Raw genomic sequence first — 18,515 nt, 5'->3', positions numbered from 1 at the left:
GAAAAAAATAGTTTGATTATCAGGAAATAAGTGTAAATACTTATTAGTTCACATGGTAAAAAGGAATCTATAAATACTGGGAGGATTGACATGAAAAGAATGAAAGGGTGGCTGATTGCTGCAGGGATGGCACTATTGCTTGCAGCTTGCGGGGAGAAAACCGCAGAAGAAGCATCTTCTGAAATGAGCAAAGCATATAAGGACGTAAAAACGATGGAGATCACATTCAGTGAAAAAGCAGATTCTCCTGATGACTACGACTTAAAAGGAACCATGCAGCTTGATCTTGAAAACGATCTTTCCTATTCGGAATATGACGATGAGGGAAAAATCACTAAAATCTCGACTGGCAAAGAGGGAGTCACCTATGATGACGGCACAAAAACAGAAGTGCTTGAAGGAAGACTCAGCGATTATATGCTGTTTGTAGAGCAGTATGAGTTTGAGCTGCACAAAAACCCAATTGCCTTCTATGAAAAATTCGATTCGGATTTTCAGGAAAAATTGAAGCTCCAAGAAACAGACAGTGAATACATCCTTACATATGAAGGCTCATCAGAAGAAGCACAGGAACTGATGCGTGACTTGACGGAGAATTACTATAATGGACTTCAAAAAGCGGCCGGCATTTCGGAGGTGGATCTTTCTTCCATTAAAGGAAAGGGCTTTGAGTACAAGGTGACTGTTGATAAAAAAACGTCTCTTGTAAAAGAGCTTGTACGAAATCACAAATACTCGCTTGAAATAAACGGAAAAAAGCAGGAGCAGGACGTGAGCAAAACACACGCGTATTCCTATGATACGGTTGACAGCATCCCAACGATAACGGCTGAGGCTAAACCGGAAGCAACGCCTGAACAGGAAGCTTCGGCTCAGGAAGCAGCCAAATATGTCGATGCACTAATCCAGGCGACGGTTTATCAGAATACAGACGAATTTATGAAACGTCATCCTGAGGCACCTGAGCAGGAAGCAGTGAAAAAAAGGGGAGACTTCCAGAAGTCTGCCTTCGTAGAAATCTATAAATCCAATACGGCGAATAACTTTCAAGGATTGCCGGCTGCTGTTTCGGAGGACCAAATCAATCTCTACACAGAAGGATTCCTGGCGGCAATCAAGCAAACCAAATATAAGGTGAATGGTGCAGTCTATAATCCAGACACCGACTCTTATACGGTTGACCTTGAAATCCAGGGCTTCAGTGAAAACCGTCTCCTCGCAGAAGCTGTGCAGCCGGTCATGCAAAAGCAGCAGAACGGCGAGCTGACAAACGAAGAATTTGTTGATGAGCTGATAACAGCATCAGCGAATCGCTTCAAAGGTCCGGTTCCGCTTGAGCCGTCTGTGAAGGCATCTGTTAACGTGATTAAAAACGGTGAGGGCCATTACGAGGTCCTTTTGCAGGATGAATACCTCCTTTCTTTTGTTCAGTAATCTTACTATAATAGGGGTTATCTGAAAGAGAGGTCTGAAAATCACATGTACCTGACGATAAAAGAAACCGCAGAGCACCTGTCCATGCCTGAAAACTACATCGAAGCGCTGATACTTCAGAAAAAAATCAGAGCCGTGCATGACGGCGAGCAGTACCTGATCAATAAAGACCAGTTCACCACCCATCTCGAGCAGATGGAAACCTACAAAGAACAGCTTGAGGAATGGCTCAGCAAGCCGATCCCTGAAGACATTGACATCAAGGATGAAGACTAGGAAATGCATACTGTGCATTTCTTTTTTTATAGAGAAGGAGTGAGTTAGCAGTAGAAGCTCTTCAACCGGAAGTGCCAATTTAACAGCAGAAACGGAGAAGCGCGCTTAGCTGAAAGTGTTCTTAACTTGATTTAACAACAGAAACGGAGAAGCACGGTTAGCTGAAAGTGTTCTTAACTTGAGTTAACAGCAGAAACAGAGAAGCGCGCTTAGCTGAAAGTGTTCTTAACTTGAGTTAACAGCACAAACTCAGGAAAGCTCTTCGCCGAAAGTGCGAGATAACCTTGGAAGGAAGGCTGATAGTCCTATTCAACGATGCTACTATCTGCCTTATACTATAAAATATGGAAATAATCTTTCGCTAATTAGAGGTGATCAACTTGAACTATTCAGAAATGCTGAATCAAATTCATGGTGTCATATCCTATCAAATGTCAGAACTGAACGGCCAGATCAGCCGTCTGGAGCGTGCCAGGCAGCAGATTGAACGGGAACAGTCAGCATGTCTTAGTGAGATGAGAAAGATTTTGGATCCTGAGCTGGACCAGCTGTGGAAAGGTTTAAGGGCTGAGGATTTTCATGATGATCGGAACCAGGCCTATGAAATCATGAGGAACATTGCAGAATACGATTATGATGAATATAAAGGAAGCATACAAGATCGAATCGACGGGCTGAATTTTCAGCTGAATATGCTCAGCGCAGCAAGCGGGCTTGCAAACGAGGCGGACAAGCTGTTGGCCATTGGCGATGATGCATTGGACGAGATCGGCAGCAAAATAAACGACTTGCAAAGGCGGCTGTTTTAAATGACCCAGATTAAACTGAATCATGCAGAGATGATTGGAAAACTGAATGAAGTCCGGCGGGCGCTTGAAGCCCTGACCCTGGACGTGCCTGGAGAAGCGGGCGAAAATAAGCTGGACTTTACGCAGAAATGGCTGGAACGTGAAGCGGCTCTTCATCAATTTGTCGCTCAATATACTGCTGTCGTTCAGAAAAATCTTGAAGACACCCGCGCCAATTTGGATACGCTCAAAGAACAGGACGAAGCTATTGTCCGAAGGTAACTTTTGTAGTTTGGATGAAGATGCTACCCTATAAATTGGAAGTGCAGAATTATAGGGTACCAAAAAGGCAAAATGCATCCCTATAAATCAGCGGCACAGAAATACAGGGTAACAATAACGAACACCTGCGCCATCAGATCATTCCCCTTAAAATACACATCCCCAAAACCTTGAATACAAACGTCTTCAAGGTTTTTTCATTTTCCGCACATAATCCGTTGACACATTCCGAAGAATAGAGTATAAATAAATTAACAATTAACAACTTGTTAATTATAAAACCGAAGGAGTTTGTATAAATGTCCAATGATGAAGCTCTTAAGAAGTATGATATAAAAAAATACAGAACTCCTGACGGGTATACGTCCGATATTTGTGTGTTTACGATTGTGTCTGAGTTTGACGGGGAGTACAAACCGCCTCTGATGGATTTGAAGCTGATGATGATTCAGCGTGCTGCACTTGATGCAGAGGGAAATCCGAATATTGAGGCGAGCAAATGGGCGCTTCCTGGAGGGTTTGTTCAGGAGGATGAGTCGGCCTTTGAAGCAGCCAAGCGGGAGCTGGAGGAAGAAACGAGTGTTTCCGGGGTGCATGTGAAGCATTTCGGCGTGTATGATCAGCCTGGGCGCGATCCGCGCGGATGGATTATCTCGAATGCCCATTATGCGATTGTGCCTGAGCATTCCCTCTCATTGAGAAAAGCGCAGGATGATGCGGCCGAGGTTGAGCTGTTTTCTGTGAAAGAAGTGCTGAAGCTCGACTTGGCCTTTGATCACCGGACAATTATTGAGGATGCGATCAAAGTCATTACAAACGATCTGCTGCAGACGACTGTGGCGAAGAATTTTCTTCCTGAATTTTTTACTTATTCGGAGCTGCAGGCAGTGCTTAAAACGGTCACGAATGATCCGGCGATTGTAAGCGAGCAGTCCTTTTCGCGGAAAATTAAAACCCTGCCGTTTATTAAAGAGGCAGAGGGGAAGACTTCGAGAACATCAAAAAAGCCTACACAGCTTTATACATTTGTTGAAATGGATGTTGTGAAACCGATTTATACAGCACGTTACTAGACTTGATAATTAACAATTCATTAAGTGTTAAATACTATAGGGGAGTGGACTTTAATGAAAAGAGCGTTAATTAACATTGACTATACGGTGGATTTTGTAGCGGATGACGGGGCTTTAACTTGCGGAAAGCCGGGTCAGGCAATAGAAGAGGAGATCGTAAACGTAACGAAAGACTTTCTTGAAGCGGGTGATCTGGTCGTTTTCTCCATTGATATGCATGAAAAAAATGATCCTTTTCATCCTGAGACAGCTTTGTTTCCCCCTCACAACTTAAAAGGAACAGACGGCCGCAGGCTTTTTGGAAAGCTTGAAGCCATTTATGAACAGAATAAAGCGCAAAGTCATGTACAATGGATGGATAAAACAAGGTACAGCGCGTTTGCAGGGACGGATCTTGAGCTCAAGCTTCGCGCAAGAGGGATAACAGAGGTTCATCTGGTTGGGGTTTGTACAGATATTTGTGTGCTGCATACAGCTGTAGATGCTTACAATAAAGGGTTCAGCATAACGGTTTATGAAAAAGCAACGGCAAGTTTTAATCAGGACGGGCATGCGTGGGCGCTTTCTCATTTTAAACATAGCCTGAATGCGAAGGTTGAATAGATAGATGGAGGTTCCAATGATGAAATACACAGATGACAGCTTGATGCTTCATACAGATCTTTACCAGATTAATATGGCGGAAACCTACTGGGAAGACAAGATGCACAACCGCAGGGCGGTGTTTGAGGTTTTTTTCAGAAAGCTGCCTTTCAGCAACGGCTACGGGGTTTTTGCAGGTCTTGAGCGGATTGTGGAATACTTGCAGCACTTTTCTTTTACGGAAAGTGATATTGAATATCTTCGTGATGAGCTTGGTTATAGAGAAGACTATTTGGAGTATCTAAAGGGAGTGCGTTTCACGGGCAATGTCAGGTCGATGGTTGAAGGAGAGCTTGTTTTTGCCAATGAACCGATTCTCCGGATCGAAGCGCCGCTTGCTGAAGCACAGCTTGTGGAAACAGCGCTGCTGAACATTGTGAATTACCAAACATTGATTGCGACAAAAGCTTCACGCATTAAGCATGTGGTCGGGGAGCAGAGTGCAATGGAGTTCGGAACGCGCCGGGCTCATGAGATGGATGCAGCCATCTGGGGAACTCGCGCTGCCTACATTGGGGGATTTGATGCTACATCAAACGTCCGTGCAGGGAAAATGTTCGGTATTCCGGTTGCAGGCACGCACGCTCATGCTCTGGTGCAGGCATACCGCGATGAATATACAGCTTTTCATAAATATGCGCGCCGCCATAAGGATTGCGTGTTCCTTGTAGATACGTACGATACGCTGAAATCAGGTGTGCCGACTGCAATCAAGGTTGCAAAAGAGCTTGGCGATAAAATCAATTTCAAAGGGATTCGTCTGGACAGCGGCGATCTTGCATATCTGTCAAAAAAAGCAAGAAAAATGCTGGATGAAGCAGGATTCACGAAAACACAGATCATTGCTTCAAACGATCTTGATGAAAATACAATTATCAACCTGAAGTCACAGGGGGCACAAATTGATTCATGGGGAATCGGCACGAAGCTGATTACCGCTTACGATCAGGCTGCTCTCGGTGCTGTCTATAAACTTGTTTCAATTGAAGATGAGAATGGCAAGATGCAGGATACGATTAAGATCAGCGGAAATCCGGAAAAAGTAACAACACCCGGCATTAAGAAGGTCTACCGGATCATCAATACCCTGAACCATAAATCAGAAGGGGACTACATTGCCCTTGAGGATGAAAATCCAGGGTCTGAAAAGCGCCTGAAAATGTTCCATCCGGTTCACACGTTTGTCAGCAAGTTTGTGACAAATTTTGAAGCAAAGGATCTTCATCAGGATATTTTCAAAGATGGAAAGCTTGTATATGAACTGCCTGAGCTTCAGGAAATTCAGCAATATGCGGCAGACAACATGGATGTGCTCTGGGATGAGTACAAGCGGACGATGCACCCGGAGGAGTATCCAGTTGACTTGAGCGAAGCGTGCTGGGAGAACAAAATGAGAAACATCGAAGAAGTAAAAACAAAGGTTAAAGAAATGATTGAAGAGGGAAACAATTAAACAGAAGCCTGATGGGAGAGAAGCAAAATGGGGAAGATCGGAATTTACGGGTCATCTTTTGATCCGGTAACAAATGTTCATTTGTGGACAGCAAGTACAGTAGCTCACCGCTGCAGGCTGGATAAGGTCATTTTCCTGCCTTGTTCGGGAAAAAGGAAAGACAAAGCAATGAAAACGTCCGATCTTCACCGCTGGAATATGCTTCAGCTTGCACTTGAAGGCAATGATAAGTTCCTCGCCGATGATTATGAGATTAATCAGGAGGCCTGGAATGTATACACCTACTACACACTTGAGCACTTTAAGAAGAAGTACCCGAACGATGAGATTTATTTTATTATGGGTGCCGATTTGCTTGTGGATATTGCAGACGGCAAGTGGAAGTACGATCAGGAACTGGTCGCGAGCAATAAATTCATCGTCATGGCAAGGGAAGGCATTGATATGCTGCGGACGATTTCCCGCTCGCCGCTTCTCAGAAACCATGATGACGGGTCCACTTTTCACCTGATTGATAAGGGGCTTGCTATGGAAATCAGTTCTACATACATCAGAGATGAGTTTTCAAAAGGCGGAGAGCCGCGCTATTTGCTGCCTGATGCCTGTTACGAATACATTAAAAATCATTCTTTATATCATTAGGAGGCAATGAAGATGAGCATGCAGGAGAAAATTAGAAATGACTTGAATGTTAAACCTGAAATTGATCCGAAGGCCGAAATCAGAGAACGCATTGACTTTTTAAAGGCTTATGTCAAAAAAGCACATGCTAAAGGATTCGTCCTTGGCATAAGCGGCGGTCAGGATTCTACGCTTGCAGGGCGCCTTGCGCAGCTTGCTGTGGAAGAATTGAGAGAAGAAGGCATGAAAGAGGCGAAGTTTATTGCTGTCAGACTGCCTCATGGTGTGCAGCACGATGAAGATGATGCACAGTTTGCCCTTGAGTTTATTAAGCCGGATCATTCCGTCACATTTGACATTAAATCAACGGTCGAATCTTTTGAGAATCAGTACGCTCAGGCAGCTGATGACAAGCTGAGCGACTTTAACAAAGGGAATGTAAAAGCGAGAACGCGCATGATTACACAGTACGCAATCGCCGGACAGGAAGGATTGCTTGTCATTGGAACCGATCATGCAGCCGAAGCTGTAACAGGTTTCTTTACAAAATACGGAGATGGCGGCGCCGATCTGCTTCCGCTTGCCGGTTTGTCCAAACGTCAGGGCAGAAGTCTGCTTAAGGAGCTTGGTGCAGATGAAAGGCTGTATCTGAAGGTGCCGACAGCCGACCTGCTAGATAATAAACCTCAGCAGGCAGATGAGACAGAGCTCGGAATTACGTATGATGAGCTGGATGATTACCTTGAAGGAAAACCGGTATCAGAAGAAGTCGCGTCTAAAGTAGAGAAGCGCTATCTGATGACCGAACACAAGCGCCAGCTGCCTGCAAGCAAGTTTGATGGATGGTGGAAATAATAGCGGGACGTAAAGAAAGAGGCTGGGAAAAAACCTATTAGAAAAGAGAGGTCATCGCAAATAAGTTTATTGCGACGGCCTCTTTTGTATTTATTGCGTTTATTTTTTAATTTAGAATTAGTAAGACACCCTTTGATAAAATAAAAGCTACCAAAAAATAACCATAGAAGGTGCCCTTATGAAGATAGACTTAAAAGAAATGGGGTAATACATTGAATAAATATTTGTCTGTTGAATATTATAGAGTTCTGCGAAAGCCGTTGGAAAGTGGCAGGCAAAGTCCGAATTCCCTTGCAGGTGCACTTTTGCTTGGCTCAGCTTTGCAATTTTTAGTATGGTTTTTGACCTACAATGTAGCCGGTAAATATACTAATTACCCTAATATAGATGAAATTAAAGACGTTCATTTTATTATGACGATGGTACTAATTGGGTGTTCTATTCTTTTTTCTTTGCCGTTTGTTTATAAAAAAGCGGAAAAAACACAGTATTTTGTAAGTATAGTAACCACCCAAAATTTTGGAGTTTCATTTTTTTTAATTGCTATGTTTTTAATAGGGGAAAACGAAGAAATAACAGAAAATATGCTGATGTCCTTTACGAATATATCAATGATTTTTGGAGTTTTGTTATTGGTTAGTACTTTTGTTAGATATTACATTTTAATAAATCTAGGGCATTACAAAAGTGGTTCTTCCTATGATCTTCGTAGGAAAGAAATTGAAAAGAGGCTTCATTTGCCGACTATAATTGTGAGCAGCACAGCCTTGATTTATATTATTCAACATGTAGTTAGAGTATTGGGTATAGCAAACATAGATACAATTGTAATGGTTGCTATGTTTATTTCTATTTCGTATACACTTATATATGTTCTTCCAGAGCAACTTATCATTTTATATTGTAAGTTTCGTTTTAAAAGCTTTAATTTTAATGAAAGAGGCTATCTTTATGCAGAGGCGGAAGAAAAGTAGCAGTAAACAAATGCCCATCAAAAAAGCTTAATTTTTGATTATTTAATTACTTGCGTGACTAAGCGGTCCAAAAAAGATTGGTTTCACTAATTGGAGGGGGAAGAGTGTTTAACAAACTTAATGCTTTGGATTTTTATGTATTTAAAGAACCTTTTAAAAAAAGAAGACAAAGTCCCAGCTCTCTAAGCGGTATGCTGTTGTTTGCAGTGGTTTTGGTTCTTCCTTGCAAAATTTATATCCCAATATTCTATTTTTCCAAATAAAGAGGAAGTTTTTTTCTATTTGTTTTGGTTATGTGTTGTTTTAAGTGTTCTATCAACCGTATACACAATTCCGTTTATTTATAAAAGAAGCCAAAAAATTCAATATTCATTAGTCATTATTGTATTACAGATAATTTTTGGTTATTTTCCCCTGCTTCTAATGCTGGTTCATCTAGGAACTGCTGAATCGGGATTGAGTATTGACGAAAATACTTTAATTGATTTTACCGAAATTATCATTTTAATAGGGATGCTTGTTTTTTTAGTAACTATAATTAGATTGGCCATCCTATTAAAAAAGGGACAGTATAGGCAGGGGACAAAAAAGGACCGGTTAAGGAAAAAATATGAAAAAGCAGATTATTTACCAAGTGTCATTCTTGGAAGCATGGGAATTTTATTTTTTCTGCGATTTTTATTCGCAAATATTCAAACAGGATTCTCGCTAGAAACCATAGTAGGTGTTTTAGGAATTCTACTATTCTTCACAATGATGTTCATTCTTCCGGAACAGCTGTTGATCATGTACTGCAAGATCAGATTCAAAAGCTTTAATTTTAATGAAAGAGGCTATCTTTATGCAGAGGCGGAAGAAAAGGGCGGTAAGACAAATGAGAATTGAAAAAAGCCATTAATTTTCGACCAATTAATTACTTATGTCTGTATACCACACTAATACATTTTTATTATTAATATCTTTCCATGAAAAAAACCAGTCTCCCCCGCAAGAAAGCTGGTTTCACTCCTATACTATAAGCACCTCGATTAATCCTGCAGCCAACCCCAGCAAACGGAACCAGCCAGGGGCAAACACTTTTTTCAGAAACGAGCCCCTAACGATTAAGAGGACGGTAAGCTTATGGCCGGAAGCATATTGTTCTTCGGCAGGGCATTCTGGAATCCCCGCGCTCAATACAGCTATTTCATTATTTTTTCACCCGGTGGCTGACGGCTTGTAAAATGAACTGTTTTTCCTTCGCGCTGAGCATTCTCCAGCTCCCTGCCTTGATCTTCATATCTCACGTTCCTCCCTTCGAATAATTATGTATTTGGCCATTCGCTTATTTACTTTGTTAATACGTTTATACCGCATTCCGAAATATGTAAAACCACACAATGTTCATCAAAGTTCGGGGCGCTGATGGGGAAATGGGAAGAATCTCAGGTGTATTCGACTTCACTTCTCATGAAACGACAGATTTTAACATAGACCGCTGACGAAAGATGAAGAAATGTTTTGAATAAAAATAGGAAAAAGACCTGATTTCAGCTGGTGAAATCAGGTCTTTTCAGGTTTATTATAATTTAAACGAACTCTTAAGCGATACGATTCTGTTGAAGACCGCTTTTTCGGGAGTCGAGTTTTTAGGGTCAACATTAAAGTACCCGTGTCTGAAAAACTGGAATTTGTCGTGTGCCTTAACATCTTTCATGTTTGGCTCGACAAATCCTTGCGCCACTTCAAGCGAGTTTTCATTGACGAAATCGAGGAATGTTTTTTCTTCTGCTTCTTCTTCGCTTTTTTCTGCTTCAAGGTCTGCATCGCGGATAAGCGGCTCGTACAGGCGGAACTCTGCAGGAACGGCCTGCGATGCTTCCACCCAGTGAATGGTGCCTTTTACTTTACGGCCTGTAAAGCCGGTGCCGCTCTTTGTTTCCGGATCATATGTGCAGCGCAGCTCAATGACCTGGCCGTTTTCATCTTTGATGACTTCTTCACATTTGATGAAGTAAGCATGCTTCAGGCGAACTTCGTTGCCAGGGAAAAGGCGGAAATATTTTTTCGGAGGATCTTCCATGAAATCGTCCTGTTCGATGTAGATTTCACGTCCGAATGGAATTTGGCGTGAGCCCATTTCAGGTACTTCCGGATTGATTTCTGCATCAAGCATTTCCGTTTGTCCTTCAGGATAGTTTGTGATCACGACTTTAAGAGGCTTGAGCACGCCCATTGTGCGCGGTGCTTTCAGCTTCAGGTCCTCGCGAACATAATATTCAAGCATCGCCTCATCAACCGCACCGTACCCTTTTGATACGCCTGTTTCTCTTACAAAATTGCGGATGGCATCAGCCGTGTACCCTTTTCTTCTTAGACCGGATACAGTCGGCATGCGCGGGTCATCCCAGCCGTCTACAAAACCTTCATCAACAAGCTGTTTCAGTTTGCGCTTGCTCATGACCGTATTTGTGATATTCAGGCGTCCAAACTCGATTTGCTGCGGTTTCGTTTCCATTTCACATTCTTCAACAACCCAGTTATAGAGAGGGCGATGGTCTTCAAACTCGGTTGTGCAGATGGAATGAGTAACGCCTTCAATCGCATCTTCCAGAGGATGGGCAAAGTCATACATCGGATAGATGCACCAAGCATCACCTGTGTTATGGTGAACAGCATGAGAAACGCGGTAGATGACTGGGTCGCGCATGTTCATGTTTGGCGAAGACATGTCAATCTTAGCGCGCAGCACTTTGGTTCCTGTTTCGAATTCGCCGCCCCGCATCTTCTCAAACAGCTCAAGATTCTCTTCTACTGAACGGCTGCGGTATGGGCTGTCTTTTCCCGGCTCAGTAAGTGTGCCGCGGTATTCGCGGATTTCATCAGGCGTCAGATCATCCACATAAGCTTTTCCTTTTTTAATAAGCAGAACCGCACGATTGTACATTTCTTCAAAGTAGTTGGATGCGAAATGAAGCTCGTCCCATTCATACCCCAGCCACTTTACATCCTCTTTAATGGAATCAACGTATTCCTGATCTTCTTTAAGAGGGTTCGTGTCATCAAAACGGAGATTTGTTCTGCCGCCGAAATCATCGGCAAGTTCGAAATTAATAAGGATCGATTTTGCATGTCCGATATGAAGATAGCCGTTTGGCTCAGGAGGGAAGCGTGTGATGACAGTCGAATGCTTGCCGCTTTCCAGATCTTCTTTCATAATATTTTTAATAAAATTTGACGAGTTATTTTCCAAAATGTATCGTCCTTTCTTCTATGTAACCTTCATTATATCCATAAATCATCAGTTCATTTTACAATTATAAGTTTCCCGCGGCATTTATTCAAATGAATTCAGCTGTTTCTTGGCTTGCGCCGCTTTTTTGTATAAAATAAACCTTTAAAGGAAGGAATAAACTGTACGGAGTTTTCTATATATTCTAATAGTAGGAAAGGTGAATTTGGTTTCTAGTCATATTCGCCTATATGCAAAAATAGTTTAATAGATAGTTGTAGGAATCATCCCCATATTTTAACATAACTAGTAAGATGCTTCTAAAACAGGAAGAAGGACGTGGAAAGAACTTGTTGGATACGATCGAGGACTTCTTTGAAGACTTGGAGAGGAAAAGAAAACAGGCTGAATACAACCGGGATGCAGATGAACTTGAAGCGTATCTTGCTGCCATCAAAAATGCCATGGGCACGTTCGATGACGGGGTGTTTCATTTTGAAACGAGCCATCAGCAGTATGCAGATGAATGGACAGGACAGGCAAAGCTTGCCTATGAAAGCATCCATGCAGAAATCCGTTCTGTTGCTTTTCAAATAGATGATGTCAAAGATGAGCTGTACCAGGAACTGAGAGGGGAAATTGCAAGACTGAGACATCTTGCAGATACTTTCGCATAAAAGAAAGATCCGCATTCACGGGATAAAGGAGAGGTAGCTATTCATGGAAATAAAAATCAGACCGGAAGAACTTGAATCATTCGCAAGTCGAATTGACAGGTCCCGCTCTTATACCGGTGATGCATTGGATCTTTTAAGCTGGGAATCAGCAAGGCTGCGCTTCACATCTGTCGCCAGAGTGAGCACAGCACTCGATCTTCAGGAAGAAATCAGGCACTTGGTCAATCGTTTTCATACATTGACCGAGGATGCCAAGAGACATATTGAAAATACTGCGTCTGGCATGAGGGAAGCAGATGAGGCCGCAAAAGCATCTGCTTCTTCGGGCTGGGGCGGTTTTTTCTCGGGGCTGTGGGACGGAGCAAGCAACGGCCTCACAGATGCATGGGACGGGCTTGTGTCCCTGTTTGAATGGGAAACGTACGAAGCGATGTGGGATGCGATTATCCATCCCCTTGAAACGCTTGAAACCATGTGGAACACGCTGACGGAAGCGTGGGAAACAAAAGTGATCAATGGAGATGTGTACAGCAGGACGGAATTTTTCACATACGGGATTGTCTCCATTGGGCTTGGTCTGCTTGGGGGAAAGGGAATTGACAAGCTCGGCAAAGCTGCGAAACTTACTGATGTGCCGGACGGGGCGCCGTCTGTACCTAAACTTACAACCGTCACTCACGGCATGGACACAAGTTTTGATTTTGCGAAGCTTCCGCAGGGAAAAGGGTTTGCTGCAGAGATTAACGGTGTGCTGGATGAGGCTGGACTCACGAAGGATGAGTTTTTAGACCTCCAGTCTTCCTACTATAAAGATCTTACGCCTGAAGAACTGGACAGCATGCATCGTGTGCGGGAGGCGGTTCCGCCTGTCACGAGCACGACTGTCCTGCAAAAAGTCATTGACGGGGACAAGTTAGCTTTATATTTATCCGGTGACATTACAGATGTCGGCGGATGTATTGCCAAAATGGAGGATGTCAGTGATCTTACGGATTCAGCGGATATGTACCATTCTCTTAGAATGGATTATCCGAATACTCCGTTTGCGCCGGACAAAGAATATGCCGTCATCCGTTTTACCACCGATCAAAGCGACCGGCTCAAAATTCCTTATGCAGAGGAAATGAACAGTCCGCATGCAGCCAAACCGAACGAATACATCAGCTACCCGCAGACTGGCCATGGATTTACAGCTGCAGAGAACGGGAAAATTGTGCCTGAATACGAAACCATTTACGGCAATAATGCTCGTCCAAGTGCCGCTGAAATTTATATTGTCAGGGACGGCACAGAGGAACTTGTCGGCATGTACGATAAATATGATCAGCGATTTTATAGCATAGAGGAGTTAAACAGCGATGATTAAAAAAGGAGAATACGGGATTTACCAAGGTGTGGAATACTCGATCATTCCCGAAGGAAGCGGAAAAGTGACTCTTCGGACGCGGGATAAAGCTTCAGCTCAGAACGGGTTTCAGACAGCGGGGCTAAAAAAGAATGTGTTCGTTAAGCAAATTGACCAGTCAGAGCTTGAAAATGCGTATGAATATAAGCTGTCTGCAAACTACAGCGGCCAGGAATTCGCGATTGAAGGTGTAAACGAAGAGAACGGAACGGTTATCCTCAAGTCAATAGACCCTGATTCTGTAGACAAACTCGGCTTTTCTTCGCTTGGCAAATATGAATACATCAAACAAGTAAGCATTCAAGACGTCACGATTCAAGAAAAGAAAAGTCCGATTCTGGGATTTGGCGAAAAATGAGCACACCATTCAACACCTTAGAAAAAGCATTGATTGATGCCATGAGCAGCAATGAGAAAGTCGCCGGTTTTTACGACGTTTTAAAAGACAGCAGCGTTTGGCTTGTACAAAAGCAGGGCCTTCAAAAGAACAGTCCATTTTCCTTGGAGCACGTCCACATCATGGAGAAGAAACAAAAAAAACTTCTTCCGGTCTTCTCATCGGAATTCCCCATCCGGAAAATGTTTCAGAAAAACACGTCTGTTCAGGTTCCATTCAAAGAGCTTCTGCAGATGCTTGACGAACAGACGGGAATCATCCTGAACCCGGATACTCCTCTCTCAAAGCTTCTCATTCCGCAGGAACTCGGGATGATGAAGAGAGGGCAAAACTATTTTAAATAGCATTCAGCCAAAAGAGAGAGGAATCTCTCTTTTTGTTTTTATAAGAAAACCGCAAAAACAAAATAAGTCTTTTGTATGATGATCTTCATAACCTGTGAAACAATTCAGAGGGTATTTTCTAATTTCAGCCAATTATGTCGGCATAAAACCCGTATTCATCGCATTTGCTGTGCTGTTTTTGGATGAATATCCCACTAACTAGATCGATAGTCGGTGTGAAACCCTCAGAAAAGGGGTAACACAAACTAAGCCATATAGGAGAAAGTTTTGATAGAATAGATCATTATATAAGTTTCTAGCGTACGTTAGGTGGAGGATACTATGACAAACGATAAACAGCTGATTCATAAATCATATTTCGAACGTTTTATGGAAGGCAGAACAGAGCAGCCTGTTCAGGTTCTCGGTGAGCTTCACTTTGAGGAGCAGGCAAAAGAAGTGATCGATCTTTCCTATATCCGTTATGCCCAGGGCGAGATTTATTTTCATAACAAGGACTATGAAACAGCGATTTTTAAATGGGAGAACATCAGCAATGAGCTTGAGCCGTGGGCGCGAAAGAATATTGCCGATTCCTATTATGCGCTTGGTCATCTTTCTGCAGCCGAAGATATTTATACGGGCATTAAAAGCGACTCTAAGACGTTAAAAATGGAAGTCGCTCTTGAGCTGTTTTCTCTTTATCTCCTGAGGGAGAAAATGGAGCTTGCCTATAAGGTTATTAAAAAAGCTCTTGATCTCGATCCCGATTATCCGAATGTCACTGATCTTGCCCGGTCGTTTTATGAAGACCGGCAGGACTGGAAAATGGCTGCCGAGCTTGCTGTTAATGAAGGCCTGCGGACAGAGGAGCCGGAATGGTTTGAACTGCTTGATGAATATGTTCAGGCAGGCTACACAAAATCATTCGACCCGGAATTTTTCTATCAGCCGCTCATTTCTCTTTACCGCAAAAACCAGAAACTGTTCCAGCGTGTCACTGCCTCTCTGTGGGACAGCTACCGGAACGGAGAGTTTTATCTTTCATGGCTGAAAACGGTCAACACGATTTTCCTGAACGTGGAGGTTCAGCCGTTTGAAAGCTGGTCGAAAATGTCTGATATACATCAGAACACCTATTTAAGCATCATCAACGGAACGTATCTTGTGAAAGAACTGGAAGACATCGTCCCTGTTCTTCTGTCAAACTGGCAGAAGCTTGCCAATCAGTCAAAAGCTCTGTTTGCAGCTACGGCAGTGCTTGCTTGGAACGAGATTTTCCCTGCCTCTATGGATGCAGAATCATTGAAAACAGCAGAAACATTAATCTTTGATTCGGAGCACGACAGCGTCAGATTTGACTACAGCCTTGATCTGTTCAAATCACTCGTGGCATGGGCTGAAAATAACCATTTAGAGGTCGGTTATCAGAAAAAATGGCTTGTTTCCGAGCTTGCAGATTTAAACACATCTCATGTTCTTGTCAGCGGAACACCTGAAGGCGGAAAGGCTGCATTTATTAACCGCATCCTTGGCGAAAATCTTGTAACAGAAACACGTTCACCGGTTTTCGTCCGCTCGGAGGGTGATCTGGCAGAGATGAACCAGATTACAGACAACGGAACAGAAAAGCGTTCCGATCAGTCGGAGCTGATTGATTCCCCGGATGTCTGGACTGAAGTGAAATGGCCTGCAGAACTGCTTGAAGACAACCGTCTGGCCTTCCTGCATACAGCTGAAATCAGCCGGAACAGCGACATCTCTCAAACGGCAGAGTTCCTGCCGCTTTCAGATGGAATGCTGTTTGTGCTTGACAGGAACACGCCGTTTAATGAGCAGGAGCTTGAAATTTTAAGGCAGCTTCAGGAATATGCGCTTAACACGCCGATCCATTTTATCCTGAACACGGCCGAACGGCGAGCGGCAGAGGATCTTCAGGGAACCATTAATCAGTTTTTCCCTCAGTCCCAGGTATTCGCCTTTTCATCCGGAAATATGAAAGGACTGGGTGAATTCCTTTCAACTGTATTCAGCACGCGCGGAGCGAAGCACGAAGAGAAACGCACAGCGAAACTTCTGCATTATATCCGCAGAACGCTTACTGATCTTTTGAACAAGCGTGTGCAAACAGAGAACCACCTTGTCGAAACCGTCAAATGGAACGAAGATATTTTAGTGAGACTGAACGGATTCATGAATCACTTAAGAGACGTCGAACAGGAGAAAGCAGCAGCAATTACGGCTTCATACCGCGAAGCAACAGCTGAAATGAAGCGTGACCTGAAGCTCGAGCTTCCAAAAATCCTGCGCGGATGCTCTTCTCATATAAAAGAGGACAGCGACTTCAGCCAGCTTCACATTACGCTGAACCGTAAAATGAACGAGGAAATCGGGACATATGTCCATGACAGCCTGATCCCTAAACTTCAGACAGCCCTTCGCGAATGGCTTGTCCGGACAAACGAAGAGCTCAATGAAAGCCAGGGCTACCTGAATGAGATGAGCACATCATTTAACGGCCTGTACGGCGAAGAAAAAATGAAGCTTGTCTGCGACTTTAAGGTATTAGAAGACTGGAGAAGGGACCTGAACCGGATGACGAGCCGTGCAGACGTGGAAGAACAAAACATCCTGCTCCGGTTCAAGCCGACAGAATTCCTCCTGAAAAGCGCAGGAAAATTGTTTGCTGCCCTTCCGCAAAACAAATCGATGCTTTACACACAATATAAAAAATATGTGGAAAGCAAAAACTATGAAGAAATCACAGCCGAGATCTCGAAGAAATTCTTCCTGGAATTCGATCTCTTTGAAAAAGCGCTCAAATCAGACATCGTGATCTTCTATCAGGACCCGATTCTTTACGTAGATGAAACGATCCGCGAGTCAGAAACAAGCATCTCAAGCAGCAAAGCTGCACTTGAAAAAATGAAATCAAATCCGGAAATTTACTACGATCCATTGCGCCTCTTTGAAGTAAGACTGCTGCAGTCTGAGTTTATGGTTAAGGCGAATGAAGAGAGTGCTTATACTCATCACTAAGTGGTTATATAGTATACCAGGAAGCCCGCTTTTTTTAGGAAAGCGGGCTTTTTTTGCAGGGAAAAAGTCGGAAATTCACTAATTACTTCGTAGCAACAGTGCTCATTCGACATAGAATATAGTAATTACTTTTCTGAGAGATTTACCAGGCCGGCAAAGTAGCAAAATCTATTTAGGGTGTGGAACGTATGAGTGTGTTTCCAGAGGATTTTCCTGGAGCAAATGATGCAGCAAAAGTACAGGCTGCCATTGATTTTGCCCAAAGCAATACTGATAAAGTTGTTGAGCTTGCTAACAGAGATTATGTGATAACAGGGCCGATTGTCGTTAAAGAAGGGGTAAAGCTGCAGTTTAACTACGCATCACGATTTATCATTTATGGGAATTACAGAGTTCTGGAACTGCAAAGAAATGCATCATTATCAGGTGCCTATATTGCTATCGATGATGCAGCTTTCAATGGCGCGGTCATTTACCTTGACGGAAAGTACAAATATTACAACACTTGGAACAAAACAAAGATTGAAAATGTCAACATCGTTAATTGGAGCGGCAGTCATAAAGGCACAGGACTCTCACTTTACTCGAACGGATCAGGTCATGAAATTTCCTTTGTGAATTTTGACACTATCAATTTTGCAGGATTAAATACAGCCATCAAACTTCAGGCTGTCAAGCCGGCCAGCGGTTTCAGCTGGGTCAATGCCAACAGATTTCTGAATATGTCGATTGATGATTGTGTTAACGGTGTGATATTAACATCAAGTGAGACAATTCCAAATGAATGCAGCGGCAACCAGTTTATGAATATGCAAATACAGCCTTCAGCTGCCACTAAAAAGCTTTTTACAATTAACGGACAGTATAATGAGTTTCATGGAATTGCATGGGATCTGCAGCTGATTACGGCAACAACTCCCATTGTGGAATTTACAGCCGCCAGCTCTTACAACACTATTGATTTCTTAAGCATTCCGGCATCGAAAATGGTAAACAAAGGACGTTTCAACAGAATCAATTCATAGAATTGAAAGGAAACTGGCGTATTATGATAGTGAGCGAAAG

General features: G+C 43.0%; 18 protein-coding genes. 17 read left to right on the top strand and 1 reads right to left on the bottom strand.

The annotated features are described in order from the left end of the window. Nucleotides 1-90: 90 nt before the first annotated feature. The 11 genes from MHB63_06585 to MHB63_06535 all read left to right on the top strand — a co-directional run bounded on the left by MHB63_06585 (nucleotide 91) and on the right by MHB63_06535 (nucleotide 9,283). Nucleotides 91-1,434: a DUF6612 family protein gene (locus MHB63_06585; GenBank protein MEK3806247.1), complete on the top strand. Its 1,344-nt coding sequence runs from the start codon at nucleotides 91-93 to the stop codon at nucleotides 1,432-1,434. Between the two features lie 45 nt (nucleotides 1,435-1,479). Further along, complete coding sequence (locus MHB63_06580; GenBank protein ID MEK3806246.1) at nucleotides 1,480-1,710, top strand: excisionase family DNA-binding protein; 231 nt, start codon at nucleotides 1,480-1,482, stop codon at nucleotides 1,708-1,710. 380 nt (nucleotides 1,711-2,090) lie between these two features. After that, the gene (locus MHB63_06575; protein ID MEK3806245.1) at nucleotides 2,091-2,519 is read left to right on the top strand and encodes a DUF5082 domain-containing protein; all 429 of its coding nucleotides are present in this window, start codon (nucleotides 2,091-2,093) and stop codon (nucleotides 2,517-2,519) included. Further along, nucleotides 2,520-2,780, top strand: a complete 261-nt coding sequence (locus MHB63_06570) for a YwqI/YxiC family protein (GenBank protein ID MEK3806244.1) — start codon at nucleotides 2,520-2,522, stop codon at nucleotides 2,778-2,780. It abuts the gene before it with no gap. A gap of 299 nt (nucleotides 2,781-3,079) precedes the next feature. Then, nucleotides 3,080-3,853, top strand: a complete 774-nt coding sequence (locus MHB63_06565) for an NUDIX hydrolase (GenBank protein MEK3806243.1) — start codon at nucleotides 3,080-3,082, stop codon at nucleotides 3,851-3,853. A gap of 54 nt (nucleotides 3,854-3,907) precedes the next feature. Beyond that, on the top strand, nucleotides 3,908-4,456 hold the full coding sequence (locus tag MHB63_06560; GenBank protein ID MEK3806242.1) for an isochorismatase family cysteine hydrolase: 549 nt from the start codon (nucleotides 3,908-3,910) through the stop codon (nucleotides 4,454-4,456). 16 nt (nucleotides 4,457-4,472) lie between these two features. After that, entirely contained in the window at nucleotides 4,473-5,948 is a 1,476-nt protein-coding gene (locus MHB63_06555) for a nicotinate phosphoribosyltransferase (protein MEK3806241.1), read from the top strand. A gap of 27 nt (nucleotides 5,949-5,975) precedes the next feature. Continuing rightward, nucleotides 5,976-6,590 (top strand): nicotinate (nicotinamide) nucleotide adenylyltransferase, encoded by a 615-nt coding sequence (gene nadD / locus MHB63_06550; GenBank protein MEK3806240.1) that lies wholly within the window; start codon nucleotides 5,976-5,978, stop codon nucleotides 6,588-6,590. 12 nt (nucleotides 6,591-6,602) lie between these two features. Beyond that, complete coding sequence (nadE, locus tag MHB63_06545) at nucleotides 6,603-7,424, top strand: ammonia-dependent NAD(+) synthetase (GenBank protein MEK3806239.1); 822 nt, start codon at nucleotides 6,603-6,605, stop codon at nucleotides 7,422-7,424. A 212-nt stretch (nucleotides 7,425-7,636) separates the two neighbouring features. Continuing rightward, nucleotides 7,637-8,398 carry an ABC transporter ATPase gene (locus MHB63_06540; protein MEK3806238.1) on the top strand — a complete coding sequence of 254 codons (762 nt, stop codon included), beginning with the start codon at nucleotides 7,637-7,639 and terminating at the stop codon, nucleotides 8,396-8,398. A 201-nt stretch (nucleotides 8,399-8,599) separates the two neighbouring features. After that, on the top strand, nucleotides 8,600-9,283 hold the full coding sequence (locus MHB63_06535; GenBank protein MEK3806237.1) for a hypothetical protein: 684 nt from the start codon (nucleotides 8,600-8,602) through the stop codon (nucleotides 9,281-9,283). A gap of 676 nt (nucleotides 9,284-9,959) precedes the next feature. On the opposite strand, the gene MHB63_06530 is transcribed toward MHB63_06535, so the two are convergent. Beyond that, the gene (locus MHB63_06530; protein MEK3806236.1) at nucleotides 9,960-11,630 is read right to left on the bottom strand and encodes a glutamine--tRNA ligase/YqeY domain fusion protein; all 1,671 of its coding nucleotides are present in this window, start codon (nucleotides 11,628-11,630) and stop codon (nucleotides 9,960-9,962) included. Between the two features lie 332 nt (nucleotides 11,631-11,962). Between MHB63_06530 and MHB63_06525 the strand changes: the two genes are divergently transcribed. The 6 genes from MHB63_06525 (at nucleotide 11,963) to MHB63_06500 (ending at nucleotide 18,475) form a co-directional block, all read left to right on the top strand. Next, entirely contained in the window at nucleotides 11,963-12,286 is a 324-nt protein-coding gene (locus MHB63_06525) for a hypothetical protein (protein ID MEK3806235.1), read from the top strand. 43 nt (nucleotides 12,287-12,329) lie between these two features. Next, entirely contained in the window at nucleotides 12,330-13,652 is a 1,323-nt protein-coding gene (locus MHB63_06520) for a hypothetical protein (protein ID MEK3806234.1), read from the top strand. Beyond that, nucleotides 13,645-14,049, top strand: coding sequence for a hypothetical protein (locus MHB63_06515; protein ID MEK3806233.1), 405 nt, complete (start codon nucleotides 13,645-13,647; stop codon nucleotides 14,047-14,049). Before MHB63_06520 ends, MHB63_06515 begins: the two co-directional genes overlap by 8 nt. Beyond that, nucleotides 14,046-14,432 carry an SseB family protein gene (locus MHB63_06510; GenBank protein MEK3806232.1) on the top strand — a complete coding sequence of 129 codons (387 nt, stop codon included), beginning with the start codon at nucleotides 14,046-14,048 and terminating at the stop codon, nucleotides 14,430-14,432. Before MHB63_06515 ends, MHB63_06510 begins: the two co-directional genes overlap by 4 nt. A gap of 321 nt (nucleotides 14,433-14,753) precedes the next feature. Next, nucleotides 14,754-17,450, top strand: coding sequence for a GTP-binding protein (locus tag MHB63_06505; protein MEK3806231.1), 2,697 nt, complete (start codon nucleotides 14,754-14,756; stop codon nucleotides 17,448-17,450). Nucleotides 17,451-17,638: 188 nt separating this feature from the next. Then, the gene (locus tag MHB63_06500; GenBank protein ID MEK3806230.1) at nucleotides 17,639-18,475 is read left to right on the top strand and encodes a hypothetical protein; all 837 of its coding nucleotides are present in this window, start codon (nucleotides 17,639-17,641) and stop codon (nucleotides 18,473-18,475) included. Nucleotides 18,476-18,515 lie beyond the last annotated feature (40 nt).

The sequence above is a fragment of the Bacillus sp. FSL H8-0547 genome (assembly GCA_038002745.1).
In the GTDB taxonomy this organism is placed as follows: domain Bacteria; phylum Bacillota; class Bacilli; order Bacillales; family Bacillaceae; genus Bacillus_P.
The sequence above is the reverse complement of the archived record's forward strand: the minus strand, read 5'-3'. Positions and strand labels throughout refer to the sequence as shown.